Annotated in this window: 23 protein-coding genes; 13 read left to right on the forward strand and 10 right to left on the reverse strand. The window is 64.1% G+C overall.

All coding sequences use genetic code 11. The annotated features are described in order from the left end of the window. Position 1: 1 nt before the first annotated feature. On the reverse strand, positions 2 to 661 hold the full coding sequence (locus VOI27_RS02890) for a Tim44/TimA family putative adaptor protein (RefSeq protein ID WP_323763786.1): 660 nt from the start codon (positions 659 to 661) through the stop codon (positions 2 to 4). 107 nt (positions 662 to 768) lie between these two features. On the opposite strand from VOI27_RS02890, the gene VOI27_RS02895 reads away from it, so the two are divergent. Beyond that, positions 769 to 1,251 (forward strand): FxsA family protein, encoded by a 483-nt coding sequence (locus tag VOI27_RS02895; protein WP_323763787.1) that lies wholly within the window; start codon positions 769 to 771, stop codon positions 1,249 to 1,251. A gap of 52 nt (positions 1,252 to 1,303) precedes the next feature. Continuing rightward, positions 1,304 to 1,828: a protein-export chaperone SecB gene (gene secB / locus VOI27_RS02900; protein WP_323763788.1), complete on the forward strand. Its 525-nt coding sequence runs from the start codon at positions 1,304 to 1,306 to the stop codon at positions 1,826 to 1,828. A gap of 29 nt (positions 1,829 to 1,857) precedes the next feature. Here secB and dnaQ read toward each other — a convergent pair whose 3' ends face one another. From dnaQ to VOI27_RS02920, 4 genes are read right to left on the reverse strand one after another with little or no spacing between them, the layout of a single operon-like run. Continuing rightward, complete coding sequence (gene dnaQ, locus VOI27_RS02905; protein WP_323763789.1) at positions 1,858 to 2,547, reverse strand: DNA polymerase III subunit epsilon; 690 nt, start codon at positions 2,545 to 2,547, stop codon at positions 1,858 to 1,860. Beyond that, positions 2,540 to 3,133: a dephospho-CoA kinase gene (gene coaE, locus VOI27_RS02910; protein WP_323763790.1), complete on the reverse strand. Its 594-nt coding sequence runs from the start codon at positions 3,131 to 3,133 to the stop codon at positions 2,540 to 2,542. Before coaE ends, dnaQ begins: the two co-directional genes overlap by 8 nt. Beyond that, on the reverse strand, positions 3,130 to 3,960 hold the full coding sequence (locus VOI27_RS02915; RefSeq protein WP_323763791.1) for a shikimate dehydrogenase: 831 nt from the start codon (positions 3,958 to 3,960) through the stop codon (positions 3,130 to 3,132). Before VOI27_RS02915 ends, coaE begins: the two co-directional genes overlap by 4 nt. Beyond that, the gene (locus tag VOI27_RS02920) at positions 3,957 to 4,556 is read right to left on the reverse strand and encodes a Maf family protein (RefSeq protein ID WP_323763792.1); all 600 of its coding nucleotides are present in this window, start codon (positions 4,554 to 4,556) and stop codon (positions 3,957 to 3,959) included. Before VOI27_RS02920 ends, VOI27_RS02915 begins: the two co-directional genes overlap by 4 nt. Before the next feature lie 547 nt (positions 4,557 to 5,103). On the opposite strand from VOI27_RS02920, the gene rho reads away from it, so the two are divergent. The 6 genes from rho to VOI27_RS02950 are packed head-to-tail and all read left to right on the forward strand — an operon-like array spanning position 5,104 to position 11,866. Beyond that, entirely contained in the window at positions 5,104 to 6,384 is a 1,281-nt protein-coding gene (gene rho / locus VOI27_RS02925) for a transcription termination factor Rho (protein ID WP_323763793.1), read from the forward strand. Positions 6,385 to 6,397: 13 nt separating this feature from the next. After that, positions 6,398 to 7,684, forward strand: a complete 1,287-nt coding sequence (mnmE, locus tag VOI27_RS02930; protein ID WP_323763794.1) for a tRNA uridine-5-carboxymethylaminomethyl(34) synthesis GTPase MnmE — start codon at positions 6,398 to 6,400, stop codon at positions 7,682 to 7,684. 11 nt (positions 7,685 to 7,695) lie between these two features. Next, complete coding sequence (gene mnmG / locus VOI27_RS02935) at positions 7,696 to 9,558, forward strand: tRNA uridine-5-carboxymethylaminomethyl(34) synthesis enzyme MnmG (RefSeq protein WP_323763795.1); 1,863 nt, start codon at positions 7,696 to 7,698, stop codon at positions 9,556 to 9,558. Then, entirely contained in the window at positions 9,555 to 10,163 is a 609-nt protein-coding gene (gene rsmG / locus VOI27_RS02940; protein ID WP_323763796.1) for a 16S rRNA (guanine(527)-N(7))-methyltransferase RsmG, read from the forward strand. The genes mnmG and rsmG overlap by 4 nt, the downstream gene beginning before the upstream one ends. Next, entirely contained in the window at positions 10,156 to 10,965 is an 810-nt protein-coding gene (locus VOI27_RS02945; protein WP_323763797.1) for an AAA family ATPase, read from the forward strand. Before rsmG ends, VOI27_RS02945 begins: the two co-directional genes overlap by 8 nt. Before the next feature lie 10 nt (positions 10,966 to 10,975). Further along, complete coding sequence (locus VOI27_RS02950; protein ID WP_323763798.1) at positions 10,976 to 11,866, forward strand: ParB/RepB/Spo0J family partition protein; 891 nt, start codon at positions 10,976 to 10,978, stop codon at positions 11,864 to 11,866. A 1-nt stretch (position 11,867) separates the two neighbouring features. Here the strand turns inward: VOI27_RS02950 and hemW are convergent, their stop codons facing one another. From hemW to rph, 3 genes are read right to left on the reverse strand one after another with little or no spacing between them, the layout of a single operon-like run. After that, positions 11,868 to 13,028 (reverse strand): radical SAM family heme chaperone HemW, encoded by a 1,161-nt coding sequence (hemW, locus tag VOI27_RS02955; protein WP_323763799.1) that lies wholly within the window; start codon positions 13,026 to 13,028, stop codon positions 11,868 to 11,870. After that, positions 13,021 to 13,632 (reverse strand): RdgB/HAM1 family non-canonical purine NTP pyrophosphatase, encoded by a 612-nt coding sequence (gene rdgB, locus VOI27_RS02960; RefSeq protein ID WP_323763800.1) that lies wholly within the window; start codon positions 13,630 to 13,632, stop codon positions 13,021 to 13,023. The genes hemW and rdgB overlap by 8 nt, the downstream gene beginning before the upstream one ends. Continuing rightward, positions 13,629 to 14,342, reverse strand: a complete 714-nt coding sequence (gene rph / locus VOI27_RS02965) for a ribonuclease PH (protein ID WP_323763801.1) — start codon at positions 14,340 to 14,342, stop codon at positions 13,629 to 13,631. Before rph ends, rdgB begins: the two co-directional genes overlap by 4 nt. Before the next feature lie 105 nt (positions 14,343 to 14,447). Here rph and hrcA point away from each other — a divergent pair, with 105 nt between their 5' ends. Beyond that, entirely contained in the window at positions 14,448 to 15,512 is a 1,065-nt protein-coding gene (gene hrcA, locus VOI27_RS02970) for a heat-inducible transcriptional repressor HrcA (protein ID WP_323763802.1), read from the forward strand. 9 nt (positions 15,513 to 15,521) lie between these two features. Continuing rightward, positions 15,522 to 16,082, forward strand: a complete 561-nt coding sequence (locus VOI27_RS02975) for a nucleotide exchange factor GrpE (protein ID WP_323763803.1) — start codon at positions 15,522 to 15,524, stop codon at positions 16,080 to 16,082. A gap of 88 nt (positions 16,083 to 16,170) precedes the next feature. On the opposite strand, the gene mutS is transcribed toward VOI27_RS02975, so the two are convergent. Continuing rightward, positions 16,171 to 18,810 carry a DNA mismatch repair protein MutS gene (gene mutS / locus VOI27_RS02980; RefSeq protein WP_416374634.1) on the reverse strand — a complete coding sequence of 880 codons (2,640 nt, stop codon included), beginning with the start codon at positions 18,808 to 18,810 and terminating at the stop codon, positions 16,171 to 16,173. Positions 18,811 to 18,965: 155 nt separating this feature from the next. Here mutS and VOI27_RS02985 point away from each other — a divergent pair, with 155 nt between their 5' ends. Further along, on the forward strand, positions 18,966 to 21,221 hold the full coding sequence (locus VOI27_RS02985; RefSeq protein WP_323763804.1) for an NADP-dependent malic enzyme: 2,256 nt from the start codon (positions 18,966 to 18,968) through the stop codon (positions 21,219 to 21,221). Between the two features lie 205 nt (positions 21,222 to 21,426). After that, the gene (locus tag VOI27_RS02990; RefSeq protein ID WP_323763805.1) at positions 21,427 to 22,299 is read left to right on the forward strand and encodes a ribokinase; all 873 of its coding nucleotides are present in this window, start codon (positions 21,427 to 21,429) and stop codon (positions 22,297 to 22,299) included. Here VOI27_RS02990 and msrA read toward each other — a convergent pair whose 3' ends face one another. Beyond that, on the reverse strand, positions 22,300 to 22,962 hold the full coding sequence (msrA, locus tag VOI27_RS02995; RefSeq protein ID WP_323763806.1) for a peptide-methionine (S)-S-oxide reductase MsrA: 663 nt from the start codon (positions 22,960 to 22,962) through the stop codon (positions 22,300 to 22,302). A gap of 201 nt (positions 22,963 to 23,163) precedes the next feature. Between msrA and VOI27_RS03000 the strand changes: the two genes are divergently transcribed. Then, positions 23,164 to 23,580 carry a hypothetical protein gene (locus VOI27_RS03000; RefSeq protein WP_416374635.1) on the forward strand — a complete coding sequence of 139 codons (417 nt, stop codon included), beginning with the start codon at positions 23,164 to 23,166 and terminating at the stop codon, positions 23,578 to 23,580. Positions 23,581 to 23,620 lie beyond the last annotated feature (40 nt).

The raw sequence follows: 23,620 nt of genomic DNA on the forward strand, positions 1-23,620 counted from the left end.
CTCACTCATCCGTTGCCACGAGCAGCCAGTTTGGGTCGTCGCTGCCCATGTTGCGGGCAAAGGTCCAGACGTCCTTCTGTTTCTTGACCTGCGTCGGGCTGCCTTCGATGATCTCGCCGGAGTTGTCGCGCACCACCTGGGTCAGCTCGCCGATGAACTTCATGGTGATCTCGGCCCGGTCGCTGGACTTGTCGAAGGTGGCATTGTGCAGCGACAGCTCGCGCACGCCGACGAACTCGGCCTCGATGGTCAGACCCTGTTCCTCGCGCGCCTCGACCACCTCGGCAAAGGTTTCATAGACATCCTCGGCCAAGAACGGCTTGATCTCGGCCAGATCGCCCCGCTCGAAGCCCATCAGGATCATCTCGTAGGCGCCGCGCGCCCCGCCCATGAACTCCGACACGCTGAAAGACGGCTCGACCCGCTTCATCTCGGTCAGCGCCTGCGCCTGGGCCGAGCCTTCGGGGACGTGATCCGTGATGTCGAGGTCCGGCCCGCCTTCGATCACCTCGAAGTCGCGCTTTGTCTCTTGCGAAGAGGCGCCGCGCGGCAGAGGCGGCTTTTCAAAGCCCTCGCGCGTGCCCAGCACGGATTTGAGCCGCAGAATCAGAAAAACGGCAATCCCAGCAAGGACAAGAAGCTGGAGCAGGGGCGAATTCATCAGAACCTCATGAGTGACACACTTTGAAAGCGGATGCTGTTGCACTTATGTAAGGCCAAGGTGGGTGCAAGTCCACCACACCATCTTTCACCTTCGGGGTATCGCTCATGTATCTTCTGCTGGCCTTTCTGCTCGTTCCGCTGATCGAGATCGCGCTGTTCATCCAGGTCGGCGGCGCCATCGGTCTGTGGCCAACGCTGGCCATCGTGATCCTCACCGCGATCCTCGGCACCGTGATGGTGCGCCAGCAGGGGCGGCACGCAATCGCCAACCTGCAGCGTTCGTTCTCGGAATTGCAGAACCCGACCAAGCCGCTGGCCGACGGCGCCATGATCCTGTTTTCCGGCGCGCTGCTCTTGACGCCGGGGTTCTTCACCGATGCGCTGGGCTTTGCGCTGCTGATGCCGCCGGTGCGTGCGGTGGTCTATGACTTCATCCGCAAGCGGGTGAAGGTGCAGCATTTCGAGATGGGCCAGCGCCCCGAGTCGCACCGCCCCGGCCCGCGCGACACGGTGATCGACGGCGATTATTCCGAGGTTTCCGGCGAAAACGACAAGCGCGGCGGCCCTTCCGGCTGGAGCAACCATTGAGCCTCCTATCCGGGGCTGGTAAACCACCTCAAACGCATTTGGGGAGACAACCATGGCCGAGACCGAAACCGAAAACGGCGCTGCACAACAGCCGCAACAACAGCAGGTGCAGCAGCCCAAGATGAACGTACTGGCGCAGTATGTCCGCGACCTGTCGTTCGAGAACATCCTGTCGCAGAAGGGCACCACCGGCGAGGTGCAGCCCGATATCCAGGTCGAGGTGAACCTCGACGCCAAGAAGCGCCAGGCCGACAACCAGTACGAGGTCGCGCTCAAGCTCAAGATCACCTCGAAATCCAAGGCCAACAGCGACGTGCTGTTCCTGCTCGAGATGGATTACGCCGGCGTCTTCAACATCGAGAACGTGCCCGACGAGCAGCTGCACCCCTACCTGCTGATCGAATGCCCGCGGATGATCTTCCCCTTCGCGCGCCGCATCGTCTCGGATGTGACCCGCGATGGTGGCTTCCCGCCGCTTAACCTGGAAACCATTGATTTCGTGTCACTTTATCGCAACGAGATCCTGCGCCGCCAGGCCGCCCAGCAGGCTCAGGCAAAAGCCACGCCGGACGCCTAAGCCTCAGGCCCGGTCCCCGGGCCCGACGGTCAGTACCGGGACCAGAGCGCGTTCTCGCCCATGCCAGCGACAAAGGCGGCATGGGCGGCGCGCTCTTCCTCTGTCAGCCGCGAGGGCAGGGGCACGGGCCGCGGTTTCGGTTTCCAGACGCCGCCGCCGCTGGCCACATTGGTCCGCTCCACGCTGGCCAGAACCAGCCCGGGCTGCCGGCCGCCGATCAGCTCCAGATAGACTTCCGCCAGGATCTCGCTATCGAGCAGTGCGCCGTGCAGGGTGCGCGCCGAATTGTCTATGTTGAACCGCCGGCACAGCGCATCGAGCGAGGCGGGCGAGCCGGGAAACTTCTTGCGCGCCATGGCGACGGTGTCGATCGACCGCTCCATGGCGATCCGCGGCAACCCGCACCAGCCCAGCTCGGCATTAAGGAATTTCATGTCGAAGCTGGCGTTGTGGATCACCAGCCTGGCGTCATCGGCGACGAAATCGAGAAACTCCTGCGCAATCAGCTTGAACACCGGCTTGTCGGCGAGGAAATCGTCGCCCAGCCCGTGCACCTCGAAGGCCTCCTGCGGCATGCCGCGCTCGGGGTTGATGTACTGGTGATAGGTGCGGCCGGTGGGCATGTGGTTATAGAGCTCGACGGCGCCGATCTCGACGATGCGGTCGCCGGTCTCGGGGTCGAAACCGGTGGTTTCGGTGTCCAGAACGATCTCACGCATGGGCCAGCCTCACTCTTATGTCTTTCAGCACATCCTGAACCTGCGCGCGGGCATGGTCCAGCGTATCGGTCTCGATCTCGTAATCCGCGCGGCGGCGCTTTTCGGCGATCGGCATCTGTTTGGCAAGGATCTGCGTGAATTGCGCGTCGTTCATCGTACCGCGGGCAAGAACCCGGTCGCGTTGCACGGCCTCTGCCACGAACACACAGGCCACAGCGTCCATCATCGCCTCGCCGCCGGTCTCGTAGAGCAGCGGAATGTCGAAGACGGTGATCTCGGCGCGGCTGTCGCGGGCGAAATCGGCCCGGTCCTGCGCCACCAGCGGATGCACGAGGGCCTCGATCCGGGGCAGGGCGGTCGGATCGCGGGCAATGATCTGTTTCAGAACCGCGCGAGAGACCGCACCCTCCACCACCGCCTCGGGCCAGAGCACCGCCATCGGTTCCACCGCCGCGCCGCCAGACCCGTAGAGCTTGTGTACAGCGGCATCGGCATCCCAGACCGCGCAACCCTCGGCGGCAAAAAGCCCCGCCGTGGTCGATTTGCCCATGCCGATGGAGCCGGTGAGCCCGAGACGAAAGCTCATCCCAGCACGGCTCGCCGCAGTTCCTCATCCACCTCAGGCCGCTGGCCGAACCAGCGTTCGAACCCCGGCACGCCCTGATGCAGCAGCATGCCCAGCCCGTCGACCGTGTGACAGCCACGCTCTTCGGCGACCTCGATCAGCCTTGTGCGCAAGGGGTTGTAGACCAGATCGGTCACCACCGTGCCCGGCTGCAACCCGTCGAGCGGCACCCGCAGCTCGGGCTGTCCGGTCATGCCAAGCGAGGTGGTGTTGACCACCAGCCCGGCGTCCTCGAGCACATTGCCGACCTGCACCCAGTCGACCACCTGCACCCGTTTGCCGAACTCGTATTGCAGCTGCTCGGCCTTGATCCGCGTGCGGTTCGACAGCAGCAGCTTCTCGACCCCGGCATCGAGCAGCGCGGAAATCACCGCGCGACAGGCACCGCCGGCGCCAAAAACCACCGCCGGCCCGGCCTTCGGATCCCAGCCCGGCGCGTTCTGCCGCAGATTCTCGATAAAACCGTAGCCGTCGGTGTTGTCGGCCATGATCTTGCCGTCGCGACGCACGATCAGCGTATTTGCCGCGCCGATGATGGTGGCGCGGTCGGTGATGGCGTCGACCAGCTCGAGCACGTTGATCTTGTGCGGGATGGTGACGTTGACGCCAACAAACCCCATCCGCGGCAGCACCTTGATCACATCCGCCAGATCGCCGGGCGCCACGTCCATCGGGATGTAATGCCCGCGAATGCCGTAGCGGCGCAGCCAGTGGCCATGCATCTGCGGCGATTTCGACTGGTGGATCGGATGGCCGAGCACCCCGGCCAGCGGCACGTTTTCGGTCATGTGGCAATCTCTCCTCTTAGTGCCAGCCAGTTCAACAGAGGCAGCAACGGAAGTCCAAGCACGGTGAAATAATCCCCCGAGATCGTGGTAAACAGCCGGCTGCCTTCCTCCTCGAGCTTGTAGCAGCCGACCGACTGGCGCATCGACGGCCAGTTTCGCGCCACGTAGTCCTCTATATATGTCTCACTCAGCGCCCGCATGCTCAGGGTGACCACGCCGACATGCCGCCAGACGGGCTTACCCTCCTCAAAGGCGACGCAGGCCGAGAGCAGCTTGTGGCGCTGGCCGCTCATCGCGGTGAGTTGGGCGATCGCCGCGTCGGGCGTCTCCGGCTTGGACAGCAGCGTTCCATCGAAGTCGAGCACCTGATCGCAGCCCAGCACCAGCGCATCCGGGCGTTTGCCGGCGACCTTGGCCGCCTTCATCTCGGCCAGCAGGTCGGCAATGTCGCGCGGCGCCGCCTGGTCGGCCAGCATCCCCTGTTTGACCGAATCCTCATCGACCCTGGCGGGCATCACCTCGACCGCGAGCCCGGCGCGGCGCAGCATTTCGGCGCGGATCTCCGACCCGGAGGCCAGGATGAGCGGTTTCGGCATGTGGATGACTCCGTGGATGGGCGGCGGATGACCGCAGGAATACATCCGCGAGATCCGAAGGTCGAGCGTTCGCGGCCCGGTTTCGGGCGCATTTCACCGGGTTGGCAGACAAGCGGACACAGCGGGAAAAGCATAACTTCCCGACCGGGAGAAGATCTGCTTGCCGCAATCCGTCCCGCGGCTTATCCCCAGCCAGAGAGGGTGGTATGATAGTATCAAGTTATTGATATATATAAATATTTTCTAGGCCCGTAAACAGGCCCGCCAAGATTGTCCCCGGTCTTGGAGCGAACTCCTGCACAGTGTTGATAAGCGCCGGGAGGACTCGATAATCCACAGAGAAAGGAGTCCCTACAGTCCAAATCAATCTTATCTTTCTTATTTATTTAAACTGCTGAGAGGCCGAAGGTTTCGGGATCACCCCGGCCCGGTGAGATTGACTTCTCGCAGCGGGCAGACTACCTAGGGGCTCCATACCGTCCGGTATGTGATTTTCCCTTTCAGACGAAGCCATGGTGCCGATATGCGGCGCTGGCCCGGATATGCCATGATAGAAGATCAGATAGATCACCTCGACCTTGCCGACCTCAAGGCAAAAAGCCCCAAAGACCTTCTGGCGATGGCCGAGGACCTTGAGATCGAGAACGCCTCGACCATGCGCAAGGGCGAGATAATGTTCCAGATCCTGCGTGAACGCGCGGATGAGGGCTGGAAGGTCTCTGGCGATGGTGTGCTCGAGGTGCTGCAGGACGGCTTCGGTTTCCTGCGCTCGCCCGAGGCCAACTATCTGCCGGGCCCCGACGACATCTATGTCTCTCCGACGATGATCCGCAAGTTCTCGCTGCGGACCGGCGACAGCATCGAAGGCGAGATCAGTGCCCCCGATGACAACGAGCGCTATTTTGCGCTGGTGAATGTCACCGCGATCAACTTTCAGGATCCCGAGCGCGCCAAGCACAAGATCGCCTTCGACAACCTGACGCCGCTCTATCCCGACGAACGGTTGAAGATGGAAATCGAGGACCCGACGATCAAGGACCGCTCGGCCCGGGTGATCGATCTGGTGGCGCCGATCGGCAAGGGCCAGCGGGCCCTGATCGTGGCGCCGCCGCGGACCGGTAAGACCGTTCTGCTGCAAAACATCGCCAAGTCGATCGAGGTCAACCACCCGGAATGCTATCTGATCGTGCTGCTGATCGACGAGCGGCCGGAAGAGGTGACCGACATGCAGCGCTCGGTCAAGGGCGAGGTGATCTCCTCGACCTTCGACGAGCCGGCACAGCGCCACGTGGCGGTGTCGGAAATGGTGATCGAAAAGGCCAAGCGGCTGGTCGAGCACAAGCGCGACGTGGTGATCCTGCTCGATTCCATCACCCGCCTCGGCCGCGCCTTCAACACCGTGGTGCCCTCGTCGGGCAAAGTGCTGACCGGTGGTGTCGACGCCAATGCCCTGCAACGCCCCAAGCGCTTCTTCGGCGCTGCGCGGAACATCGAAGAGGGCGGCTCGCTGACCATCATCTCGACCGCGCTGATCGACACCGGCAGCCGCATGGACGAGGTGATCTTCGAAGAGTTCAAGGGCACTGGCAACTGCGAGATCATCCTTGACCGCAAGGTGGCCGACAAGCGGGTGTTCCCGGCAATCGACATCCTGAAGTCCGGCACACGGAAAGAGGATCTGCTGATCGAGAAGCTCGACCTGCAGAAAACTTTCGTGCTGCGGCGCATTCTCAACCCGATGGGAACGACGGATGCGGTGGAGTTCCTGCTGTCGAAGCTGAAGCAGACCAAGACCAATTCGGAATTCTTCGATTCCATGAACACCTGAGTCGGAGGCAGATATGGACACGATCTTTGCCCTGGCCTCGGCCCAGGGGAAGGCCGGTGTTTCGGTCATTCGGATTTCCGGCCCGCAGGCATTTGCCGCGGGCCGATTGCTTTGCGGTACCTTGCCCGAACCGCGGCAGACCGGCCTGCGGGTGTTGAAAGCCCGCGACGGCGGGCGGATCGACGAGGCGCTGGTGCTGTGCTTTGCAGAGGGTGCCAGCTTTACCGGCGAGGACGTGGTCGAACTGCAGGTGCATGGCTCGGTGGCGGTGGTGCGCAAGGTGATGGCTGAGCTTGGCGCAATCGACGGGCTGCGGCTGGCCGAGGCCGGCGAGTTCACCCGGCGGGCTTTTGAGAACGAATGCCTCGACCTGGCGCAGACCGAGGGGCTCGCCGACCTGATCGATGCCGAGACCGAGGCGCAAAGGCGCCAGGCGCTGCGGGTGCTGTCTGGCGATCTCGGCAAGCTGGTCGAAACCTGGCGGGCTGATCTGGTGCGGGCGGCGGCTCTGCTCGAGGCGACAATCGATTTCGCCGATGAGGAGGTGCCGGTCGATGTTTCGCCAGAGGTCAACGCGCTGTTGGCCGGTGTGGCGGAGAATATCCGGCGGCAGGTTGACGGGGTCGCCGTGTCCGAACGGATTCGCAGCGGCTTCGAGGTGGCGATCGTCGGCAAGCCGAACGTCGGAAAATCGACCCTGTTGAATGCCCTGGCCGGCCGCGAGGCCGCGATCACCTCCGAGATTGCTGGCACCACTCGCGACGTGATCGAGGTCCGGATGGACCTGCGCGGCCTGCCGGTGACCCTGCTCGACACCGCCGGATTGCGCGAGACCGAGGACCGGATCGAAGCGCTTGGCGTGGCCTTGGCGCGGGGCAGGGCGGAGACCGCCGACTTGCGCTTGTTTCTTCTGGCGCCGGGGGATGTGCCGGATCTCGAGGTTCAGCCAGGCGATGTTCTGGCCTATTCCAAGGCTGATCTACATCAGGTAGATGATTTCGGGATCTCTGCGAAGTCTGGTGAGGGCTTGGATCATCTGGTAGATCGGATTGCCTCGGTGTTGACAGAGCGCAGTGCCGACGCCGGGCTGGCGACGCATCTGCGGCATCGACAGGGGATGGAGCGGTCGCTCGCTCATCTTTCGGTGGCGCAGGATTGGGTTCGAAATGGGCCAGAGGCCTATGATATAGCTGCGGAAGAATTGCGTATCGCGATTCGAGCGCTGGGGAGCCTGTTGGGCAAGGTGGATGTAGAAGACCTGCTCGACGAGATTTTCTCGCGGTTCTGCGTCGGTAAATAGGAGTGTTTCACGTGAAACATTTTGACGTCATCGTTGTTGGCGGCGGACACGCCGGATGTGACGCGGCTCATGCCGCGGCACGGATGGGGGCAAAGACCGTGCTGGTCACTTTGAAACGCGACGGGATCGGTGTCCTGTCCTGCAACCCAGCGGTCGGCGGCCTTGGCAAGGGGCACCTGGTGCGTGAGGTCGATGCGTTGGACGGCGTGATTGGCCGGATTGCGGATCGCGCTGGCATTCAGTTTCGACTGCTCAACCGACGCAAAGGCCCGGCAGTACAGGGGCCTCGGGCGCAGGTTGACCGCAAGGTGTATCGCGAGGCGATGTTGGCCGAGATGGACTCGCGGCCGGGGTTGTCGATCATCGAAGGCGAGGTGACCGACCTCGTCATGAAAGGCGAGACGGTCTCTGGCGTGATCCTTGGTGACCGCAGCGAGATTTCATCCAAGGCGGTGGTCCTCACGACAGGCACGTTTCTGCGAGGGGTCATCCACATTGGGGATGTGTCATATTCCGGCGGGCGCATGGGCGATGACGCGTCGACCAGATTGGCCGAGCGGCTCTATGCGATGGAACTTCCAATCGGACGCCTCAAGACCGGGACGCCCCCGCGGCTCGACACCCAAACCATTGCATGGGACCAACTTGAGACCCAGCCGGGAGACGAAGATCCGGTGCTGTTCTCCTTTCTGTCTGATCAACCAGCCTTGCGCCAAGTCCCCTGCGGGATCACGCACACCAATGCGAAGACCCACGATATCATTCGGGAAAACCTCGGCCGTTCGGCGATGTACGGTGGTCATATCGACGGCATCGGTCCGCGGTATTGCCCATCGATCGAGGATAAGGTCGTGCGCTTCGCCGACAAGTCGAGCCACCAGATTTTCCTGGAACCTGAGGGGTTGGACAGCCGAACGGTTTATCCGAATGGTATTTCGACCAGCCTTCCTGAGGACGTGCAGCACGCCTATGTGCGCTCAATTGCCGGGCTGGAGAATGTCGAGATCCTGCAGCCTGGCTACGCCATCGAGTACGATTACATTGACCCGCGCGCGCTGAACTCCCGTCTTGGGCTGAAGGGAGTTGATGGGTTTTATCTCGCCGGTCAGATCAACGGCACCACCGGCTATGAAGAGGCGGCGGCGCAAGGCCTGATCGCCGGCCTCAACGCGGCCAGCTTCGCTCTCGAGAAGGATCCGGTCTTTTTCAGCCGTTCGGAAAGCTATATCGGGGTCATGGTTGACGATCTGATCACCCGCGGTGTGTCTGAGCCTTATCGCATGTTCACCTCTCGCGCCGAGTTTCGCCTGTCGCTCCGGGCTGACAACGCCGACCAACGACTGACGCCGCTGGGACAGGCTATCGGTTGCGTTGGCGAAGAGCGGCGGAGAGCTTTTGAGACGAAGGCAGAGAAATTGGCGAAAGGCCTCGATCTGTTAACGTCGACCAGCTTCACACCCAAAGAAGCAGCCGAGGCGGGGATCAACCTGTCGAATGATGGAACTCGCAGGACAGGCTTCCAGCTTTTGGCGTTCCCTGACGTTGCGATGAAGGATTTGGAAACCTTGCTCCCAAGCGTCTCGGGCCTTGAAACAGAGATTGCCGAGCAGCTCTCTCGAGATGCGCTTTATGCCAATTATGTCGAACGGCAGAAACGGGATGTCGAGGCGCTGAAGCGCGATGAGAGTCTGCAGATTCCTGCTGATTTTAGCTACGAAGCGATCGATGGCCTCTCCAACGAACTGCGCAGCAAACTGGCAGCAGCCCGGCCTGAAAATATCCTGCAGGCGTCGCGCGTGGAGGGCGTGACGCCGGCGGCACTCACATTGTTGCTGTCGCGTGTGCGCAAGCTTGATCATCGCAGGTCGGCATGAGTCAACCGTCTGCAGCGTCACTGAATGTTTCACGTGAAACATTTGAACGGCTTGAGCACTACGTGGCGCTGCTGCGAAAGTGGTCTCCGAAAATCAATCTTGTGTCTCGGGCGACGCTGGACGACGTCTGGGACCGTCATATCCGAGATTCCCTTCAGGTTTTCGACGCTGCAGAAGGCCTCGCAGGGCCATGGCTCGATCTTGGCACCGGCGGCGGCCTGCCGGGTCTCGTCGTTGCCCTGCTTCAAAAGCAGGAATTTTCTGTGACGCTTATCGAATCTGACCAGCGAAAGGCAGCCTTCCTTCGCACGGTTCTGCGGGAAACCGAAACCCAAGCCAAGGTGATCGCCGATCGGATCGAAGCCACACCGCCGCAGGCTGCGGCGATCCTGTCAGCCCGCGCCTTGGCCCCGCTGCCGCAATTGCTGACATTTGTCGACCGGCATCTCGCCCCTGGGGGCACCGCGCTCTTGCTGAAAGGCATCACCTGGGAAAACGAACTCACCGAAGCACAGAAGTCATTTTCATTTCACTGGGATGCGATTAGAAGTTGCACTCAAGAAGGCGCCGTCATCCTACGCATAAGAGAGATTTCCCGTGTCTGATCCGATCCGCCCTATCGGCCCGAAAATCATCGCCGTCGCCAACCAGAAGGGCGGCGTCGGCAAGACCACCACGACGATCAATCTTGGTGCCGCCTTGGCTGAGCAGGGCTACAACGTGTTGATTGTCGATCTCGACCCTCAAGGCAACGCCTCCACCGGCATCGGGGTCGTACCGCAGGATCGCGACCTGACGACCTACGAATTGCTGCTCGAGGATGTTTCCCTGGCCGATGCGATCAAGGCAACTTCGGTCGACAAGCTCGCCATCATTCCGGCCACCGTCGATCTCTCGTCGGCCGATATCGAGCTGATTTCGAACGAAAAGCGAAGCTTTCTCCTGCATGACGCCCTACGTCAGACCGCGATTGACGCCTTCGGGTTTGATTTCGTGCTGATCGATTGCCCGCCGTCGCTCAACCTCCTGACGGTCAACGCCATGGTAGCTGCGCATTCCGTCCTGGTACCGCTGCAAAGCGAGTTCTTCGCCCTCGAAGGCTTGTCGCAGCTGATGCTGACCATCCGGGAAGTGCGCCAGAGCGCCAATCCCGACCTGCGGATCGAAGGCGTGGTCCTGACGATGTATGACGCGCGCAACAATCTCTCGCAACAGGTCGAGATGGATGCCCGTGACAACCTTGGCGATCTCGTCTTCCAGACGCTGATCCCCCGCAACGTGCGGGTCAGCGAGGCGCCTTCTTACTCGGTGCCGGTGCTTGAATATGATTCCAATTCCAAGGGCGCGATGGCATACCGGGCCCTGGCACAAGAACTGGTAGGGAAAAACGCCCGCCGCGCTGCATAGGGGAGAGCAGATGAAACAGGAGAAACGTCGCGGGCTCGGTCGCGGGTTGTCGGCCTTGATGGCGGATGTCGAACCGGCACCGGGTGAGGGCGCCGAGCTGCCGCGCCGCGCCGACAGGATGGTGCCGGTCGAGAGGATCTCGCCCAACCCGGACCAGCCGCGGCGGCAATTCACCCAGGACGCGCTGCAGGAACTGGCGAACTCGATCGCCGAGAAGGGCGTGATCCAGCCGCTGATCGTCAGGCCGCAGGGCGAAGATCGCTACGAGATTGTCGCCGGTGAGCGCCGCTGGCGCGCCTCGCAGATGGCGCAGCTGCACGAGGTGCCGGTGATCGTCCGCGAGTTCACCGATACCGAGGTGCTCGAAGTCGCCATTATCGAGAACATCCAGCGCGCCGATCTCAACCCGGTCGAAGAGGCGATGGGTTTTCGGCAGTTGATGGACCGGTTCGGCCACACCCAGGAAAAGCTGGCCAAGGCGCTCGGCAAGAGCCGCAGCCATATCGCCAACCTTCTGCGGCTTCTGACGCTGCCGGACGAGGTGCGCGACATGCTGCAGCAGGGCGAGATCTCTGCTGGTCACGCCCGTGCGCTTGTCACCTGCGAGAACGCGGTCGACCTGGCCAAGCGTGTCGTCGCTCAGGGCCTGTCGGTGCGAGAGACGGAAAAGCTGGCGAGACAGGGCCCGGCGCCGGAGCCGAAGGAAACCACCACCAGCTTCCTGTCGGAGCCGACCGGCAAGGACGCCGACACCCGCGCTCTGGAAGGCGATCTGTCGGCGCATCTGGGGCTCAGGGTCTCGGTCGAGCACAAGGCTGGCACCGAGGGCGGCAAGCTGGTTCTGAGTTACACGTCGCTCGAACAGCTCGACGACCTTTGTCGGCGCCTTGCCGGCGAATAGGTCAGTCGAAGTCGCGGATCAGTTCCGCTATCACCGCATTGAGGATCGGTCGCCCCTGTGGGGTGACCGAAATCATCTCGTCCCGAACTACGATCATCCCCAGGTCCCGAAGATGCGACAGCCGGGCCGGGGCGATTTCGGCGCCGGTCCAGCGCTTCAGCCGCGCCAGATCGAGCGGTTCTTCTGTCCGAAGCCCCATCATGATGTATTCTAACGCGATATCTTGTGGCCCCAAGGCTGAGCGTACCTCTGCATCGCCCTGCGCCACTGCCTGTAACCAAGCGCCTGGGTTGCGCCGGGCTTCCGTCGCGATCCGCGTGCCGCCCAGAGTCAGCCGGCCGTGTGCGCCGGGGCCGATCCCGGCATAATCGCCGCCGGTCCAGTAGATCAGGTTGTGCCGCGACCGGCTGTCAGCCCGGGCATGGTTCGAGACTTCATAGGCCGGCAGCCCTTCCGCCTCGCAAATCTCCTGGGTCAGCGCATACATATCGGCCGAGAGCTCTTCCTGCGGCAACCCGCGCAGCTTGCCGGCCTTGAACCGGTCGCCGAATGCGGTGCCGTCCTCGATTGTCAGCTGATAGAGCGACAGGTGATCCACCCCCATCGCCAGCGCGCGGCGCAACTCGCTTTCCCAGTCGGCGAGGCTCTGATCCTGACGGGCATAGATCAGGTCAAAGCTCATCCGTTCAAAGGTCTCCTGGGCGATGGCGATTGCCGCTTCGGCCTGGGCCACGTCGTGCAGCCGGCCGAGCCGGCGCAGATCGGTGTCGTTCAGCGCCTGCACGCCGAGCGACACGCGGTTGACCCCGGCGGCGCGATAGCCGCGAAACCGTCCGGCCTCGACCGACGACGGATTGGCCTCGAGCGTGATTTCAACGTCATTGGCCAGCGTCCAGCGCTGAGCCACGCGGTCGAGGATCGCCTCGACCGTCTGAACGTCCATTAGCGAGGGCGTGCCGCCGCCGAAATAGGCCGAGCGCAACACCCGGCCCGGCGTTTCCGCCGCCACCCGGTCGATCTCGCTCAGGTAGGCGTCGCGCCAGGCGGCATGGTCGATGCGCCGGGTGACATGGGAGTTGAAGTCGCAATAGGGGCATTTGGCCTCGCAGAACGGCCAGTGGACGTAAAGTCCGAAACCGCCGAGCTGCCAGTCCTCAGTCAAAACAGCCTGCCACCAGCTTGGCAAAGGCGTCGGCGCGATGCGAGATCTTGTTCTTCTCCCAGCGGTCCATCTCGCCGAAGGTGATCTCGTAGCCCTCTGGCACGAAGATCGGGTCATAACCATGCCCCTGGTCGCCGCGCATCGGCCAGACCACGCGGCCCGGCATCACGCCGGGAAAGACCTCGTCATGACCATCGGGCCAGGCCAGCACCAGCGTGCAGCAGAACCGCGCCAGCCGCGGGTGCGGGGCGTTCGCCGCCTCAAGTTCGTCATGGGTGCGCTGCATCGCCATTGCGAAATCGCGGCCGTTCGGGGTTTCGGCCCAGTCGGCGGTATAGACGCCGGGGGCATTGCCCAACGCCTCGATCTCGATGCCGCTGTCGTCGGCGAGGGCGGGCAGGCCGGTGGCCCGCGCCGCCGCATGCGCCTTGATCCGCGCATTGCCGACGAATGTCGTTTCGGTCTCCTCGGGCTCATCGAGCCCGAGCGCCGCGGCACCCAGAACCTCGACGCCATAGGGCGCGAGCAGGGCCTGGATCTCCTCCAGCTTGCCCCGGTTGTGGGTCGCGATGACCAGCTTTTCGCCCGAGAAGCTCCGGCTCATGCCACGGCGGCCTTCTGCGCCTCGGCCAGTTCCGAGACACCTTTCTCGGCCAGGTCCATCAGTGCGTTCATCTGGTCGCGGGAAAACACCGAGCCCTCGGCTGACATCTGCACTTCGATCAGCTGCTTGTTGCCGAGCATGATGAAATTGCCGTCGACGCCGGCTTCACTGTCCTCGGGGTAGTCGAGGTCGAGCACCGGCTGGCCGGCGTAGATGCCGCAGCTCACCGCCGCCACCGGCTGGGTCAGCGGATCGGAGATCACGTCGCCCACCTTCATCAGCTTGTTCACCGCCAGTTTCAGCGCCACCCAGCCGCCGGTGATCGAGGCGCAGCGGGTGCCGCCATCGGCCTGGATCACGTCGCAATCGACGGTGATCTGGCGCTCGCCCAGGGCGACGCGGTCGACACCGGCGCGCAGGCTGCGGCCGATCAGCCGTTGGATTTCCAGCGTGCGGCCGCCCTGCTTGCCGGCCGAGGCCTCGCGGCGCATCCGGGTGTTGGTGGCGCGTGGCAGCATGCCGTATTCCGCGGTCACCCAACCGAGGCCCGATCCCTTGATAAAGGGCGGCACCCGGTCCTCGATGGTGGCGGTGCAGAGCACGTGGGTGTCGCCGATCCTGATCATGCAGGAGCCTTCTGCATGTTTCGTGACACCGGTTTCGATTGAAACGGCGCGCATTTCGCTTAAGTTCCGTCCAGACGGTCGCATGATCTTGTCCTTGCTGGTTTCTCCGTCGGGATACGGGTGGGCGACCTGTTTCGCAACCCTGTCATGGCGTCGGTCCGGGACAGGAAAGAAAGGGGTCAGAGCCCGATGAGCGACGGCTCGAGAATACTCGAAGAGATGAATGACCGCTCGCGCGAAGTGTTTCGGCGGGTGGTCGAAGGTTATCTGAGCACCGGCGAGCCGGTGGGTTCGCGCACGCTCACCCGCACCCTGTCGCAAAAGGTCTCTGCAGCGACGGTGCGCAACGTGATGCAGGATCTCGAATACCTCGGCCTGCTCGACAGCCCGCATGTCAGCGCCGGGCGCATCCCGACCCAGCAGGGGCTGCGGATGTTCGTCGACGGTCTGCTCGAGGTCGACGAACTGGCGGTCGAGGACCGGGCCGCGCTCGACCAGACCATGGGCGGCAATGCCAGCGACGTCTCGAACCTGCTCGACCGGGTGGGATCGGCGCTCTCGGGCGTGACCCACGGCGCCTCTCTGGTGCTGACGCCGAAACACGAGGCACCGATCCGGCATATCGAGTTCGTCTCGCTGGCGCAGGACCGGGCGCTGGTGGTGCTGGTCTTTGCCGATGGCCATGTCGAGAACCGCATCTTCACCCCGCCGCCGGGCCAGACCCCGAGTTCGATGCGCGAGGCGGCGAACTTTCTCAACGCGCTGATCGAGGGGCGCACGCTCAGCGAATTGCGCAGCGAGTTCAGCAAGGAGATCAAGAAGCGCCGGCAGGAGATCGACAGCCTGAGCAGCGATCTGGTCGAGAGCGGGCTGGCGATCTGGTCGGATGACGCCGCCGATTCAGCGCGGCTGATCGTGCGCGGGCGGTCGAATCTTCTGGGCGAGCAGGGGGCCGAAGAGGACCTCGAGCGCATTCGCGTGCTGTTTGATGATCTCGAGCGCAAGCGGGACATTGCCGAATTTCTCGAACTGACGGAAACCGGCGACGGGGTGCGGATTTTTATCGGCTCGGAGAACAAACTTTTCTCACTTTCGGGTTCCTCTTTGGTGGTCTCTCCATATATGAACGCGGATCGAAAGATCATCGGTGCGGTCGGTGTGATCGGCCCCACGCGGCTGAACTACGGGCGCATCGTTCCGATCGTGGATTACACGGCACAGCTGGTCGGCAAGCTGATTTCCGACCGAAGTTAGAGGTGAAGAATGGCAGAGCCGGAGAAAGATTTCCTCGACGATATTGACGAGGCCGAAGCCGAAGAACTTGCAGGCGAGATGGAAGAAATGGACGACGCAGCGATCGAGCTGGACACGCTGCGCGCGGAGCGCGATGCGCTTCAGGACAAATTCATGCGAGCGCTGGCCGATGCCGAGAATTCGCGCAAACGGGCACAGAAAGAGCGTCACGACGCCGAGCGCTACGGCGGCTCGCGGCTGGCCCGCGATCTGCTGCCGGTCTACGACAACATGAAACGCGCCGTCGAGGCGACACCGACCGAGCAGAAGGACGTGGCCGCGGCGCTGATCGAAGGCGTTGAGCTGACCATGCGCGAGCTGGTCTCGGTGCTGAAGAAACACGGGATCGAGCCGATCGCGCCGAAGGTTGGCGACAAGTTCGACCCGCAGCACCACGAGGCGATGTTCGAAGCGCCGGTGCCCGGCACCAAGGCCGGCGAGATCATCCAGGTCTCGGCCGACGGCTTCATCATGCACGACCGGCTGCTGCGCCCCGCGCAGGTCGGGGTCTCGTCGAACACCGGCGAGTGAGTTGCAAAGCGCCGCCCCTCGGGGCGGCGTTTTTCGTTTCATGTACCCTCAGATTTCACCCAGCCCGGAACAAGGCCGCTGACCCGGCTTACACCAGTCCCTTCAGCTCATAGATCAGCTGCAACGCCTCGCGCGGCGACAGCTCGTCGGGGTGCAGCTCGCGCAATCGCGCCTCCGCTTCCGACGGCTCCGCAGCCATCACCGGTGCCGGCGCCGCCGCCATGGCGGAAAACAGCGGCAGGTCGTCGATCACCGCCTTCGTCTTGCCGCCCTCGCGTTCGCCCTGTTCCAGCGCATCGAGGATCTCGCGCGCCCGGCGCACGACCACCTTGGGCAGCCCCGCCAGTTGCGCCACCTGCACCCCGTAGGACCGGTCCGCGGCGCCCTTCTTGACCTCGTGCAGGAAGATCACCTCGTTTTCCCACTCCTTGACCGCCACCGTGGCATTCTCGACCCCGGCCATGCGCGCGGCGAGGGTCGTCATCTCGTGGTAATGGGTGGCAAACAGCCCTCGACAGCGGTTGACGTCATGCAGATGCTCCAGCGTCGCCCAGGCGATCGACAGCCCGTCATAGGTCGCCGTGCCGCGGCCGATCTCGTCGAGGATCACCAGCGCCCGGTCGTCGGCCTGGTTCAGGATCGCGGCGGTCTCGACCATCTCGACCATAAAGGTCGAGCGGCCCCGCGCCAGGTCATCCGAGGCTCCCACGCGGGAAAACAGTTGCGACACCAGCCCGATATGCACCTTCTCGGCGGGCACGAACGCCCCCATCTGCGCCAGCACCGCGATCAGCGCGTTCTGCCGCAGGAAGGTCGATTTACCGGCCATGTTCGGCCCGGTCAGCAGCCAGATCGCCGAGGCGCCATCGGCATCGTTGAGATCGCAGTCGTTGGCGACAAAGGGATCACCCTCGCGTTTCAGCGCCGCCTCGACCACCGGATGCCGGCCGGTTTCCACGTGAAACATCCGCGAGCTGTCGACCACCGGCCGGGTCCAGTCCTCCTGCGCCGCAAGCTCCGCCAGCGCGGTGCTCACATCGACCTCGCTCAGCGCGCGCGCCAGATCGCCCAGCGGGCCGGCGGCATCGAGCACCGCCTGTCGCAGCACACCGAACAGCCGTTTCTCGATCTCCAGCGCCCGGTTGCCGGCGTTGAGGATGCGGGTTTCCAGCTCCGACAGCTCGACCGTGGTAAAACGCACCTGGTTGGCGGTGGTCTGACGGTGGATAAAGCGGTCCGACAGGGCATGCATCTTCTCGGCATGGGTGGCGGTGCATTCGATGAAATAGCCCAACACGTTGTTGTGCTTGATCTTCAGCGAGTTGATGCCGGTCTCGGTGACATAGTCCTGCTGCATCCGGGCGATCACGCCGCGGCCCTCGTCGCGCAGGGTGCGGGCCTCGTCGAGCTCTGCGTCATGCCCTGGCGCGATGAACCCGCCATCGCGCGCCAGCAGCGGCGGTTCGGCCACCAGCGCCTGATCCAGCAGGTCGAGCAGCGCGTCATGCCCCGAAAGCCGCGCCACCGCCGCGCGCAGACGCGCCGGCAAGTCCGTCTGGCCCCAGGTCGCGCCGATCTCACCCGCCTGTTCCAGCGCGTTGCGCACCGCGGTCAGGTCGCGTGGACCGCCGCGGTCGAGCGACAGCCGCGACAGCGCCCGGTCGATATCAGGCACCTTGCGCAGCGCCTCGCGCAGGCCGGACCGAAACGCCGTTTCATCCAGTGAAAAATTCACCGCCTCAAGTCGCGCGTTGATCTCGGCCAGATCGCGCGACGGGCTCGAGAGCCGCCGCTCCAGAAGTCGCGCGCCGCCGGCCGTCACCGTCCGGTCGATACAGGCCAGCAGCGACCCGGCCCGGCCGCCGGAGAGCGCTGAGGTCAACTCGAGGTTGCGTCGCGTGGCTGCATCGATCTGCATCACCCCGCCGCTGGCTTCCTTCACTGGCGGGCGCAGCAGCGGCAGTTTGCCCTTCTGGGTGATCTTCAGGTAGTCGACCAGCGCCCCCATCGCCGAAAGCTCCGCCCGCTCGAACGCGCCATAGGCATCGAGCGAGGCCACGCCGAACACCCCCGACACCCGGTCCGCCGCCAGTGAGCTGTCAAAAGAGCCGCGGCCCAGCGCAGTCAGCGCCGCGCCGGCATCGGCCACCACCTCGGCCAGTTCGCGCTCCTGCGCCTCAGGCACCAGCACCTCGGACGGCGCCAGACGCGCCAGTTCCGGCCCCAGTCGCACCTGCGGCAGCGCCATCACGTGAAACGCCCCGGTCGAGATATCCACCCAAGCCAGCGCCGCTTCATCGCGCACGCAGCCGAAGGCCGCGAGGAAGTTGTGCCGCCGCGCCTCGAGCAGGCTTTCCTCGGTCAGGGTGCCGGGTGTCACCAGCCGCACCACATCGCGTTTCACCACAGATTTATGGCCACGCTTCTTGGCCTCGGCGGGGCTTTCCATCTGTTCGCAGACCGCGACACGAAACCCCTTGCGGATCAACGTCAGCAGGTAGCCCTCGGCGGCATGCACCGGCACGCCGCACATCGGAATGTCGCCGCCGTCGTGCTTGCCGCGCTTGGTCAGCGCGATGTCGAGCGCCTCGGCGGCGGCCTTGGCATCGTCGAAGAACAGCTCGTAGAAATCCCCCATCCGATAAAACAGAAGTGCATCCGCGTGGCCGGATTTAATCTCGAGATACTGCGCCATCATCGGCGTCACGGTGGATTTGCCGTTGCTCATTCTGCCCCCTTCGGTGTTGCGGCAGACCTTAAACTTCCGCGATTGTCGGGAAAAGCCGAAAGGCCCCTTCGGCAGATGCGGCAAAGCTTGCGCTTTGCATCGCACGGGCGCTTGGCTACAAACCGCGGAACACATGCAAGAGGGAGGCCCGCCGAATGCCGAAAGCCAAGATCACCCGCGAAGAGGCTCTGGCCTATCACCTCGAGCCGACACCGGGCAAATTCGAGATCACGCCCTCGGTGCCGATGACCACCCAGCGCGATCTGAGCCTTGCCTATTCGCCGGGCGTCGCCGTGCCCTGCGAGGAGATCGCCGCCAATCCCGAGCTGGCCTATGATTACACCAACAAGGGCAACCTCGTCGCGGTGATCTCGAACGGCACCGCGGTGCTGGGGCTGGGCAATCTCGGCGCGCTGGGTTCCAAGCCGGTGATGGAGGGCAAGGCGGTGCTCTTCAAGCGGTTTGCCGACGTCAATTCGATCGACATCGAGCTCGACACCGAAGACCCCGAGGCCTTCTGCAACGCGGTGCGGCTGATGGGGCCGACCTTCGGCGGCATCAACCTCGAAGACATCAAGGCACCAGAGTGTTTCATCATCGAGCAGCGGCTCAAGGAAGAGATGGACATTCCGGTCTTCCACGACGACCAGCACGGCACGGCGGTAATCTGTGCCGCCGGTCTGATCAATGCGCTGCATCTGTCGGGCAAGAAGATCGAGGATTGCCGCATCGTGCTGAACGGCGCGGGTGCGGCGGGGATCGCCTGTCTCGAGCTGGTCAAGAGCATGGGCGCGCAGCAGGACAACTGCATCATGTGCGACACCAAGGGGGTGATCTACCAGGGCCGCACCGAGGGCATGAACCAGTGGAAATCGGCACATGCGGCGCGGACCGATCTGCGCACGCTGGAAGAGGCGATGAAGGGGGCGGATGTCTTCCTCGGGGTTTCCGCCAAGGGCGCGGTGACCCAGGAGATGGTGTCGTCGATGGCGGAAAACCCGGTGATCTTTGCCATGGCGAACCCCGATCCCGAGATCACGCCGGAAGAGGCGCATGAGGTGCGTGCCGATGCCATCGTTGCCACCGGGCGCAGCGATTATCCCAATCAGGTCAACAACGTGTTGGGGTTTCCGTACCTGTTTCGCGGGGCGCTCGATATCCATGCCCGGGCGATCAACGACGAGATGAAGATCGCCTGCGCCGAGGCGCTGGCCGAACTGGCGCGCGAGGATGTGCCCGACGAGGTGGCGCTGGCCTATGGCAAGAACCTGACCTTCGGGCGCGATTACATCATCCCGACGCCGTTTGACCCGCGGCTGATCCACCGCATCCCGCCCGCCGTCGCCAGAGCCGGCATGGACACCGGCGCCGCGCGGCGGCCGATCGTCGACATGGAGGCCTACGAGCTGTCGCTCAAGTCGCGGCTGGACCCGACCGCATCGATCCTGCGCGGCATCAACGCCCGGGCACGGGCCAATCAGGCGCGGATGATCTTTGCCGAGGGCGACGATCCCCGGGTGCTGCGCGCGGCGGTGATGTACCAACGCAACGGGCTGGGCAAGGCGCTGGTGGTCGGCCGCGAGGACGACGTCAAGGCCAAGCTGCAGGCCGCCGGCATGGCCGACGCGGCGCGTGAGCTCGAGATCATCAACGCCGCCAACACCCGCCATCTCGAAACCTACAAGGACTTCCTTTACAGCCGCTTGCAGCGCAAGGGCCATGACGAGAAGGACATCCATCGGCTGGCGGCGCGCGATCGGCATGTCTTTGCCGCGCTGATGCTGGCGCATGGGCATGGCGACGGTCTGATCACCGGCGCGACCCGCAAATCGGCGCATGTGCTGGAGCGGATGAACTATGTCTTCGACGCCGATGCCGAACATGGTGCGGTGGGGGTCACCGCGCTGCTGCACAAGGGCCGGATCGTGCTGATCAGCGACACGCTGGTGCAGGAATGGCCTGACGAGCATGACCTCGCCACCATCGCCGAACGCTCGGCCGATGTGGCGCGGCACCTGGGGCTGGAGCCGCGGGTGGCCTTTGTCAGCTTCTCGACCTTTGGCTATCCGGTATCCGAGCGCGCCACCAAGATGCATCTGGCGCCCAAAGTGCTGGACGCGCGCGGCGTGAGCTTTGAATACGAGGGCGAGATGACGGTGGATGTGGCACTGAACGCGCAGGCGCAGAAGGCCTATCCATTCTCACGGCTGACCGGCCCGGCCAACATTCTGGTGGTGCCGGCGCGGCATTCGGCCTCGATCTCGACCAAGCTGATGCAGGAGATGGCGGGGGCGACGGTGATTGGCCCGATCCTCGCCGGCGTCGACAAATCGATCCAGATCTGTTCGTCTGTGTCGACGGCCAACGATATTCTCAACATGGCGGTGCTGGCTGCGTGTAAGGTGGGGTGAGCGGGCGCCCCGGAAATCCTCCGGTGGAGGATTTCGCCCGTGAATGGTCGGAGCCCCGGGGTTGATTGAACGGGCGGTGCCCCGTGTGGTGACCGAACGGGAGGCTTCTCAGGCTCGCTCACCGCGACACGGCCAGCCTCGGCGGTCTTGGCCGGCTGCAGGAGCCTCCGGCGGGAGTTTGCCGGGCAAGATGAAGGGGAGCGGCGTGACCATTTTCAATCTCGGCTCGATCAATGCCGACCTGTTCTATCAGCTGCCACATCTGCCGGCACCGGGTGAGACGCTGGCCTCGACCGGCTTTCACCGCGGCTTGGGCGGCAAGGGCGCCAACATGTCGGTGGCGGCGGCGCGGGCGGCGGCGCATGTGATGCATATCGGCGCGGTCGGGGCCGACGGGCGCTGGGCCGTCGAGCGGCTGCTGGAATACGGGGTCGATACCCGCAATATTTCCGAGCTCGGGGCCACCACCGGCCATGCGATCATCCTGATCGATGCGGCCGGCGAGAACCAGATCGTGCTCTATCCCGGGGCCAACGTGGCGCTGGGGCAGGGACAGGTGACGGCGGCGCTGGGCGCGGCCACGCCCTCTGACAGCCTGATGATGCAGAACGAGACCAACCTTCAGAGTTTTGCCGCCGGGCTTGGCCGGCAGAAGGGGATGCGGGTGGTCTATGCCGCCGCGCCATTCGATGCCGATGCGGTGGGGGCGGTGATCGACCGGATCGACCTTCTGGTGCTCAATAAGGTCGAGGCGGCGCAGCTGACCGCGGCGCTGGGGCAGCCGCTGGACGGGCTGGGGGTGGCCGATATCGTGGTGACGCTGGGGGCCGAGGGCTGCCGGCATCTCGATGCGCGGGCTGGTTTGGACCGGCACTATCCCGGCGTCGAGGTCGAAGCGGTGGACACCACCGGCGCGGGCGACACCTTTACCGGCTATCTGGTGGCCGGGCTCGACCGCGGCATGCCGATGGAGCAGGCGATCGCCCGGGCCCAGCGGGCCGCGGCGCTGATGGTGACGCGGCAAGGCACTGCCGACGTGATCCCCGATCTCAAGGATCTCGAGGCGTTTCGCGCCTGATCAGCCGCCGACAAAGGGCGCATCGGCCCCCCAGAGCGCGCGCACCCGGTCATCGCGGCCACAGGCCTGGCGATAGCGCTTGTAGGCATCGGCGCGCGAGATATAGCCGAAGCGGGTGAGCGTCGAGGCTTGCGACTTGTAGTAATCCTGGTGAAACTCTTCGGCCTCGTAGAACGGCGCCGCGTCGAGCACCGGGGTGACGACGTCGCGGCCAAGCTGCGCCTCTGCCGCGGCCTTTGCAGCCTCGGCCTCGGCGCGGGCCTTGGCGTCGCCGGCGAAGATCGCGGTGCGGTAGCTCTCGCCACGGTCGCAGAACTGGCCTCCGGCGTCGGTGGGATCGACTGAGCGAAAGAACAGGTCGAGCAGCTGCGCCCGGCTGACCTGCGCCGGATCATAGCGGATCTGCACCGCCTCGTAATGGCCGGTGCCGCCACCGGTGACCTGCTTGTAGGTCGGGTTGGCCCGGGTGCCGCCGGTATAGCCGCTGATCACCTCGTCGACGCCTTTGACCTTTTCGAAATCGGCCTCGACGCACCAGAAACAGCCGCCGGCGACGGTCAGCACCTCAAGCGGCGCGGCGCGCGTCTGGCCCGACTGGGCAATCAGGCCGAGGGTGATCAGAACCGCCATCAGCGTGGGTTTCAGGGATGGGACAGGGAACATGGGCAATACCTCCTGTCCCGAGCCTCCTGCAAAAGCCACGTCGGTCGCAAGCGCCGCCGCCCGCTGTCACGCAGAGGTGAGCCGGCGTGACCCCGGAGGGCAGAAGAAACTTGCCGCCCGGTGAAACTCTCGCGACGCGGGCCACGTAGCTTCTCTCGCCGGACATGATCCGGACGTGATAATCTACAGGGAGGTCTCTTGATGACCCGTTTTGCACTGACACTCGCCGCCGCCACGCTTTCCGCCACTGCTGCCCTTGCCGGCGGCCATGGCATGACCCCCGCCGTCGAGGCGATGGATCAGGACGTCTCGAACGGCGTCGTCTCTGCGTCCAAGGTCACTGCCGCCGAGAATGGCTGGCTGGTGGTGCACCGCACCGACGCCGAGATGAAGCCCGGCCCGGTGGTGGGCTACGCCCCGATCCGGATGGGCGAGACGATGGATGTGGCCGCCATCCTGCAGGAAGATGTGGCCAGTGGCGACATGCTGATGCTGATGGTGCATGGCGAGACCGGCGGCATGAAGGCCGGCGTCTTCGAGTACACCCTCGGCGCCAAGGAAGACGGCCCCGTTCGGGTGGATGAGAAGCTGGTGATGTCCACGATCACCGCGCAATAACGTTGGCCTGAGACGCGCCGGCAGGGCCCGAGGGTTCTGC

Source organism: Marinovum sp. (assembly GCF_034669705.1).
Taxonomy (GTDB): Bacteria; Pseudomonadota; Alphaproteobacteria; order Rhodobacterales; family Rhodobacteraceae; genus Marinovum.